General features: G+C 38.4%; 8 protein-coding genes. 3 read left to right on the top strand and 5 right to left on the bottom strand.

Annotated elements, in window-relative coordinates; all coding sequences use genetic code 11:
* On the bottom strand, positions 1 to 1119 hold a 1119-nt coding region (locus P767_RS15790; RefSeq protein WP_037351614.1), incomplete at its 3' end, for a M14 family metallopeptidase.
* A 10-nt stretch (positions 1120 to 1129) separates the two neighbouring features.
* Positions 1130 to 2704, bottom strand: a complete 1575-nt coding sequence (locus P767_RS0104215) for a M14 family metallopeptidase (protein ID WP_026763526.1) — start codon at positions 2702 to 2704, stop codon at positions 1130 to 1132.
* 93 nt (positions 2705 to 2797) lie between these two features.
* On the opposite strand from P767_RS0104215, the gene P767_RS0104210 reads away from it, so the two are divergent.
* Positions 2798 to 3754, top strand: coding sequence for a class I SAM-dependent methyltransferase (locus P767_RS0104210; RefSeq protein WP_245586828.1), 957 nt, complete (start codon positions 2798 to 2800; stop codon positions 3752 to 3754).
* A 2-nt stretch (positions 3755 to 3756) separates the two neighbouring features.
* Here the strand turns inward: P767_RS0104210 and coaE are convergent, their stop codons facing one another.
* From coaE to nusB, 3 genes are all read right to left on the bottom strand, one after another.
* A complete protein-coding gene (coaE, locus tag P767_RS0104205; RefSeq protein ID WP_026763524.1) occupies positions 3757 to 4335 on the bottom strand; it encodes a dephospho-CoA kinase in 579 nt (192 codons plus the stop codon).
* Between the two features lie 78 nt (positions 4336 to 4413).
* Complete coding sequence (gene yajC / locus P767_RS0104200; RefSeq protein ID WP_026763523.1) at positions 4414 to 4752, bottom strand: preprotein translocase subunit YajC; 339 nt, start codon at positions 4750 to 4752, stop codon at positions 4414 to 4416.
* Between the two features lie 36 nt (positions 4753 to 4788).
* Positions 4789 to 5709 carry a transcription antitermination factor NusB gene (nusB, locus tag P767_RS0104195; protein ID WP_026763522.1) on the bottom strand — a complete coding sequence of 307 codons (921 nt, stop codon included), beginning with the start codon at positions 5707 to 5709 and terminating at the stop codon, positions 4789 to 4791.
* A gap of 248 nt (positions 5710 to 5957) precedes the next feature.
* Here nusB and P767_RS0104190 point away from each other — a divergent pair, with 248 nt between their 5' ends.
* Together P767_RS0104190 and groL are read left to right on the top strand one after the other, a co-directional pair.
* Positions 5958 to 6239, top strand: coding sequence for a co-chaperone GroES (locus P767_RS0104190; protein ID WP_026751835.1), 282 nt, complete (start codon positions 5958 to 5960; stop codon positions 6237 to 6239).
* Between the two features lie 33 nt (positions 6240 to 6272).
* Positions 6273 to 7907 carry a chaperonin GroEL gene (groL, locus tag P767_RS0104185; protein WP_026751836.1) on the top strand — a complete coding sequence of 545 codons (1635 nt, stop codon included), beginning with the start codon at positions 6273 to 6275 and terminating at the stop codon, positions 7905 to 7907.
* The last annotated feature ends 87 nt before the right edge of the window (positions 7908 to 7994 follow it).

Raw genomic sequence — 7994 nt, 5'->3', positions numbered from 1 at the left:
ATTGGAATAGGTATAAATCCCTCTGCCGGCATAGAACCAGTCTAATTCTCCCCCATAGGCAGAATACAAATCTTTATAAACCACCAGGTATTTATATCCAGGCATTAATTCTTCCCCTTTTTTGGCGATTGCATCATAAATAGCTACATCCTGCGAATTATATGTGCTAATATCAGCAGAAGCTCCCGGCCCTCTCAGAATCATTCCACCGGCATTATGATAGGATTGTGCTGCAGCAATATTGGGATGTTTCATTACAAATTCCATAATGGCTCTGTTCTCAGGTATTGAGAATGGGTATTTGTAGGCGCCGTTTTGAATATAATTTGGCTGCCATCCCCAACCCCAGTCTCTATTTGGGTCGTATTCAAAAGCGTATCCATCTTCATTTACTCTACCATCTCCATCATTGTCAATTCCCTCCATGCCTAGTAATTCATAATCTCCCTGTTCATCTGTTCCGGCAAGTAGCATATTTCTGGGATCTTTCGGATCTGTTTTGTATCTGCCATGAATAGATTTTCTACGCATCATGGTAATATGCCCATCTCCATCTAAATCGTCATACCAATCTTCATTAACTAAGCCATCTCCATCATTATCCACTGGTTTAACCCCGGATCTTGGTGAACTGGATGTATTGGGTTGATGCATATAACTATCTCTTCCATCCGGGTTTATACTAGGGACTATATAAAAAACCTTATCTGCAAGTAATTCCTGGATGAATTTGGTATCTGCAAAACTTTCTGATAAATACCAGGCAGTATATAAAGCAAACTCTGCTCCTTGTATTTCATTTGAGTGAATATTTCCGTCAATATACATGCCCGGCTTAGTTAACTCATTTCCCTTTTTAAAATCTGTTATGGTTAAACACCATAAGTCTCGCCCCGCATATGATTTTCCGAGACTTGTTAATTTTACCAGTTCGGGATAAGCAGAAGCAATTTTTTTGCATAATGCAGTAATACCGGCATGATCATAATAGCGGTTCCAGCTTGCCTGAACTTTTGGATTCACCGGGGTACCTGCAGCTTTAAAAACCTGGTTGGGATCTTGTGCATTCACTGTTGCACATAGTAAAAATGGAATCGTATATAAAAATATTTTTTTCATTGGAGTTGATTTATTGTAGAGAGATTGTTTTTTTAGCAACACCAATTGACGGAGACCCGGCTTCTACTGAAATGTCTCCGTTACCTTTCACAATCCAGCTAAATTGCTGCATTGTATTAGGATCCATGTTGTTGATTAATTCTAATTTTTTACCTCCAATTAACTGTTGCTTGTCGTTTAATTGAATGGCAACTTTCAGTCTTTTTACAAAATAATTTCTATCTGCAAACTTACTATGCGTAGGTAAGAGTCCATTATTAATAACTTCAATGGAAATTTTAGTTAATCCATTGCCCAGCTTTTCAGCACTCACTTTTTGAATATTAACCTGTGCTCTGAGTTGTGCTAGTTTAATTAGGAAATCTGTGTGCTTTTGTGCAATGCTTTCTACTAATTGATAAGGAGGGTTAATCATTACATATGGATCAATGCCACCTACTTGTACCAATTGCTCCGGATAATCCGGATGCGCAATAGTTTTCCACTCATTAAAATGAGATAGACCTTGTTGGGCACTCCATCTTAAGTAATTGGCTATTGGATCTTCAACGCTCAATGCTTTTTCCTTTTTAGATGTATCTGGTTTTGCTTTAGGTGTCCACCATCCGGGAGTACTAAAACTATATCTGCCGTAATGCTGGTAAGCCCAACTTAAAAAATCGCCGCCTTCGGCAATTGTTTTTGGAGCGTCTTTGGTTCCCGTGATTTTATTGTAAAGATCACTGACAACATTGGTTGTTTTATCCTCGTTGTAGCTTAAATTATTTAAACTACTAAAGCTCACCACTGTATGTACGTTAAATGCGTCATAAAGGAAATCCAAAATTGCTCTGGTTTCAATTTCACTGGCTGGAAACTCTCCGGCGCCAGGGGCGAAAGTCTTATGCTTGTATGTAAGGTTTTTATTAAAATGTATTCCCCCGTTTCCATCTTCATTTAGTGAGCCATCCTTATCGTTATCAATACCTTCTGAAAAAAGAAGGTACTTTCCTTTTTCACCTTTCGATAAATCTGCTTTAATTAATACCCGGGGATCATCTGGATGAACTTTATATATTCCCACAGGGCTTTCTACTCTTATTTGAGTGATTTTTCCATTTCCATCTAAATCTTCAAATCCGTCTTCGTTCAATCGGCCATCCCTATCATCGTCGGTCTGGCTGCCGTTTCCTAGTTTTTCAACTACTATTTTATCATGATAAGCAGACATTGCATCTGGACTCATATTGGGAAACAAATAATAGGTATGTGTTGATAGAAGTTGCTGAATACTGTCTTTGTCAATTTGTTTCAGCATTTTTTCTGCAAATTGAATCACCAGTTCAGTTCCAATAAGATGGTTACCTTCTACCCCACCCACAACGGCAATTGCTGGCTTTGTTTCTGTTTTACCAGAACCCAAGGTCACTAGCCAGATATCTTTACCACCTGCTGTTTTGGCAAGTGATTGTAAGTTTACCCATTTGGGATGTGATTTTGCAAGTTGAGTTAAACGATTGTTTTGTTCGGTTGGTGTTGGATATTTTTGAGCATTTGCCTTACCGTAAATATAAAGGCAACTGACCATCCAAAAGAGTTTTTTCATGTGCAATCTTTAGTTACTAAATATAGTGGAATTCACCTTTTTCCTGTCATTTTATGTATGAATGGCTTGTACCTTCGTGATTCAATTTCAGGTATGATGGATCCAGTTAAAGCCGAGATGTTTGTAAACAGGCTTACCAAAGTTTTTAAACACAAGAGTAAGCTTGCAAGGAGGCAGCAGGTTACCTGTTACCGCGTTTACGATCATGACCTGCCGGAATTCCCCTTCAGCATTGAATTGTACGAGGATCAGTTGTATATAGCTGAATACTTGCGAAAACATGGAATGGAGGACGAAGAACATGAAGCATGGATGCAGGAGTGCAGACAAATGATTTCTACTGTTATAGGTATTCCCGAAGAGCGGATGCACTTTAAGCTTCGGAAAAGGATGAGCCATAAAGACGAACAGTACGAAAAAATAAACGAAGAAAAAGAATACCATACCGTACTGGAAGATGGGTTGAAATTTCTGGTAAACCTTAAAGATTATTTAGATACCGGACTTTTTCTAGACCACCGTATTACCCGTAAAATGGTCAGAAACAGTTGCTCAGACAAACGTGTATTGAATCTGTTTTGTTATACCGGATCTTTTTCTGTGTATGCAGCAGCTGGCGGTGCTTCAAATGTTACTTCCGTTGATTTGTCTAAGACTTACCTGTCCTGGGCTGAAGACAATATGACTATCAATCTTTACAAAAACAAGAATGCTTATCATTTTGTACATGCCGATGTAAAGCAATATTTAAAAACATTGAAGCCCAATAGTTTTGATTTGGTTATCATGGATCCTCCTACTTTCAGCAACAGTAAGCGGATGAAAGATATTCTGGATATTCAAAGAGACCATGCTGAATTAATCAACGACGTATTGTTGGCATTGTCTCCGGGAGGTCAGTTGTATTTCAGTACTAATTTTGTGAGGTTTCAGTTAGAAAGGGAATCTATTCAGTCAACAAGCATTAAAGACATCACCAAAGCTACTACCCCATTCGATTTTGAAGGAAAGCTGAAGAGATGGTGTTATTTAATTGAGAAGGATAAATAATATTATCTGGAAAGTTCCTCGTGTATTTTTAGTATTTGAGGGATTAAAAGCTGTTGCTCATCATTCATGACAACATAGTCGCATAATCTCATTTTGACAGTCTGACTAATTTGATGATTCATTCTATTTAGCACTTCTTCTCTGCTAATTTTGTCTCTTTGCATTACCCGCTGAATTCTGATGGCATCGGGAGCATATACCCCAATGATTTTGTCCATTCCTTCTGCCGATCCAGACTCAAAAAACAAGGCAGCTTCTTTAATGGTATAAGGAGCCTGCTGCTTATTAGCCCATTCTTTACCTGCAGCAATGGTTGCCGGATGAACAATGGCATTTAATACCTGTAATTGAAATGGGTCTTTAAAAACAATATCTGCAAGATATGCCCTGTTTAATTTATTATCCTGATAAGCTTTTTCACCGAAACATTGTAGGATGCTGGCTTTTACTTCAGGGTCTTCCTGCATAATTCTTTTTGCCAATGCATCAGCATCCAATACGGGTATGCCCAGTGTTCTGAATATCTGAGCTACTACTGATTTCCCGCTTCCAATTCCTCCTGTTAGTCCAATACTAAGCATAAAAAAAGTCCTGCAACTGAATTGCAGGACTTAAAATTAAGGGTTAACCTGTATGGTTTATCCTTTAATCAGCTTTTATTATTTTTTATCTTCTGTAGTGGTTTTGTTGATAGCAGCAGTCCACTCCATGCTCAAGGCAGATTTTTCTATCTTAAGGTAGCTTCCTGGCGTAACTTCCAATTGTAAGGTACCATCTTCGTTGATTTTATTAACCACACCGTGAATGCCAGCGATGGTTACAATTTTATCGCCTTTCTGAAGATTATCAATAAATTTCTTTTGTTCTTTTGCTTTTTTAGCCTGAGGTCTTATCATAAATAACCAGAAGACAAGAATGATGGCACCCATCATAATCAATTGCACTGTACCACCCTGTTTTGGGTCGGCTGCTAAAAGGGTTAACACGTTTAATAACATAAAATAACTGTTTAAATGATTTGCAAATAAAAGGAATTACTTGAAACTAATTTTCTGGATTTTGCCATCCGTTACTAATTCTTTGTGAATATTATCCAGAATGCCGTTTACAAACTGACCACTTTGTGGCGTACTGTATTCCTTGGCCAGATCAATATATTCGTTGATGGTTACTTTAGTAGGAATGGTTTCAAAATACAATAATTCGCATAAGCCCATGCGCATTAGAACCATGTCTAGCTGGGCAATTCTTTCTGCGTCCCAGTTTTTCAATTTTGGCTTAATAAGGTCGGTGCAATATTCTTTTTTACCAATGGCAGTGGTTAATAAAGTTCTTGCAAATTCCCATTTGTCAGGACTCATGATTTCATTGAACTTGATCGATTTGGGCTTCTGGATAAATGTAAGTACCAGCTGCTCCATCATTTCAGCATCATCGTCCCAATTATTAAAATATTCCTCAATATGAGAAATGAAAAGTTCGTTGGGTAACATCAATTCACTGAATATAATCTTGATGATTTCCCTTTCCTTAGACTTTTCTCTGCTGTCTTCCGCAATATAGGTTGCATACACAGGATGTGCCGTTAAATGCTGAAAAATCTGGGCAACCAGGCTTTTATCCAGGATTTTTTCCGGATGATCCTGTTCCAGACATATCTGGTAGCCCTTGTTTTCAAGCAGGTTCCAGATAAAATCGTTGCCAGCTATCTTGATATTCACGTTTAAGTCTGCCTGGCTGGGTAAATTTTTTGAAGCTCTTTTCTGCGCACTGACTTCTGCATATCGGGCAACTTCAGCAATAAAATACACCAGATAAACAAAAAGCTCCCGGCTTTTGTCCATTTGTTTTTCTAATGTCTGTACGGGATTTTTAAACGAATTATTGGCATCCGCGGCTTCCATCATATAGAGCAATTGCATCACTTTAACGCGGATATTTCTTCTACTGATCATTCAATAAGAGCTTTTAAAACGCTGCAAAGCTAAGCTTTTTTGCCTATCCTGCCTGCATAAAAGCAACAAAGTGCAATTTTGGCATATTGGCACCTACTATTTAGACTATTTTATCTGGTTTCTGACAACAATTGGTTTGATTTACAAGAAACTAACAGCCAAACTGAAAAATTGACTCATTTAAAGGAATGGCATAATTATGGCTTGTTCAGAGTAAATTTTAAACAACTAACCAAAATTTATAACGTATGGCTAAGAAAATCAACGTTACTCCTCTGCACGACAGAGTTCTTGTAAAGCCTGCTGCTGCTGAAGAAAAAACAGCTGGTGGAATCATTATCCCTGATACTGCAAAAGAGAAACCACAACGTGGTGTAATCGTAGCTGCCGGAAAAGGTAAAGCAGATGAGCCTATGACCGTAAAAGTAGGTGATACTGTATTGTATGGTAAATATGCAGGTACAGAAGTTCAAATTGAAGGACAGGATTTGTTGATCATGAGAGAAAGTGATCTTTTGGCTATTCTTTAATTCTAAACATTCCTAATTAAACAAATAATACATATGGCTAAGCAAATTTATTTTGACATTGAAGCTAGAAATAAAATGAAAAAAGGCGTTGACACTTTAGCCAACGCTGTAAAAGTTACATTAGGACCAAAAGGTCGTAACGTAGTTATTGAAAAGAAATTTGGCGCACCTTCTGTAACAAAGGATGGTGTTTCTGTTGCAAAAGAAATTGAACTGGAAGACGCTATTGAGAACATGGGTGCTCAAATGGTAAAAGAAGTAGCTTCTAAAACTGCAGATATTGCAGGTGATGGTACTACTACCGCTACTGTATTGGCGCAGGCAATCATCAGCGAAGGTTTAAAGAACGTAGCTGCTGGTGCAAATCCAATGGATTTAAAGCGTGGTATTGATAAAGCTGTTGCCAAAGTGGTTGATAGCTTAAGAGCTCAGTCTCAGACTGTTGGAAATGATACCAAAAAAATTGAGCAGGTAGCTACTATCTCTGCAAACAGTGACAATGAAATTGGTAAGTTGATTGCAACTGCCATGGCTAAAGTAGGTAAAGAAGGTGTTATTACCGTTGAAGAAGCTAAGGGTACTGATACAACAGTTGATGTTGTGGAAGGTATGCAGTTCGATCGTGGTTATATCTCTCCTTACTTTGTTACCAACAGCGAGAAAATGGAAGCTGAAATGCAGAATCCATATATCCTGATCTACGACAAGAAAATCAGTGCAATGAAGGATATCCTTCATATTTTGGAGAAAGTAGCGCAAACAGGTCGTCCATTGGTAATTATTGCTGAAGATTTAGAAGGTGAAGCATTGGCAACATTGGTTGTTAATAAATTGCGTGGCACCATTAAAGTAGCTGCTGTTAAAGCACCTGGTTTTGGTGACCGCAGAAAAGAAATGTTAACTGATATTGCTACTTTAACTGCAGGTACTGTAATCAGCGAAGAACAAGGCTTTAAATTGGAGAATGCAGACTTAACTTACTTAGGTCAGGCGGCTTCTATCACCATAGACAAAGACAATACGATTGTTGTTGGTGGCAAGGGTAAAAAAGCAGATATCGCTGCAAGAGTAAATCAAATCAAAGCTCAGATTGAAAATACAACTTCTGATTACGATCGCGAAAAATTACAAGAGCGCCTGGCTAAATTAAGCGGTGGTGTTGCTGTATTATACGTTGGTGCTGCAACTGAAGTTGAAATGAAAGAAAAGAAAGATCGTGTAGACGATGCTTTACATGCAACCAGAGCTGCTGTAGAAGAAGGAATTGTTCCTGGTGGTGGTGTTGCTTATATTCGTGCAGTAGAAAGCCTTGAGAAATTAAAAGGTGCCAACGAAGATGAAGCTACAGGTATCCAGATTGTAAAAAGAGCCATTGAAGAACCATTGCGTCAGATTGTGGTAAACAGTGGTATCGAAGGTTCTATTGTAGTTCAGAAAATCAAGGAAGGAAAAGCAGACTTTGGATTTAATGCTCGTACAGAAGTTTATGAGAACTTATTTAAAGCAGGCGTAATTGATCCTACTAAAGTATCTCGTGTTGCATTGGAAAATGCTGCTTCAATTGCTGCGATGTTATTAACTACAGAGTGTGTAATTGCTGATAAGCCAAAACCAGAAGCTCCTCATGCGCACGGTGGCGCACCTGATATGGGCGGAATGGGTTACTAATACTTTTAAATAAAACTATACAGAGCCCCGGGTGTTTACCTGGGGCTTTTTTATATCAGTCGTGGGGCAAGGCACACAGGGGATAGG

The organism is Sediminibacterium salmoneum NBRC 103935 (assembly GCF_000511175.1).
GTDB classification, from domain to species: Bacteria; Bacteroidota; Bacteroidia; order Chitinophagales; family Chitinophagaceae; genus Sediminibacterium; species Sediminibacterium salmoneum.
The sequence above is the reverse complement of the archived record's forward strand: the minus strand, read 5'-3'. Positions and strand labels throughout refer to the sequence as shown.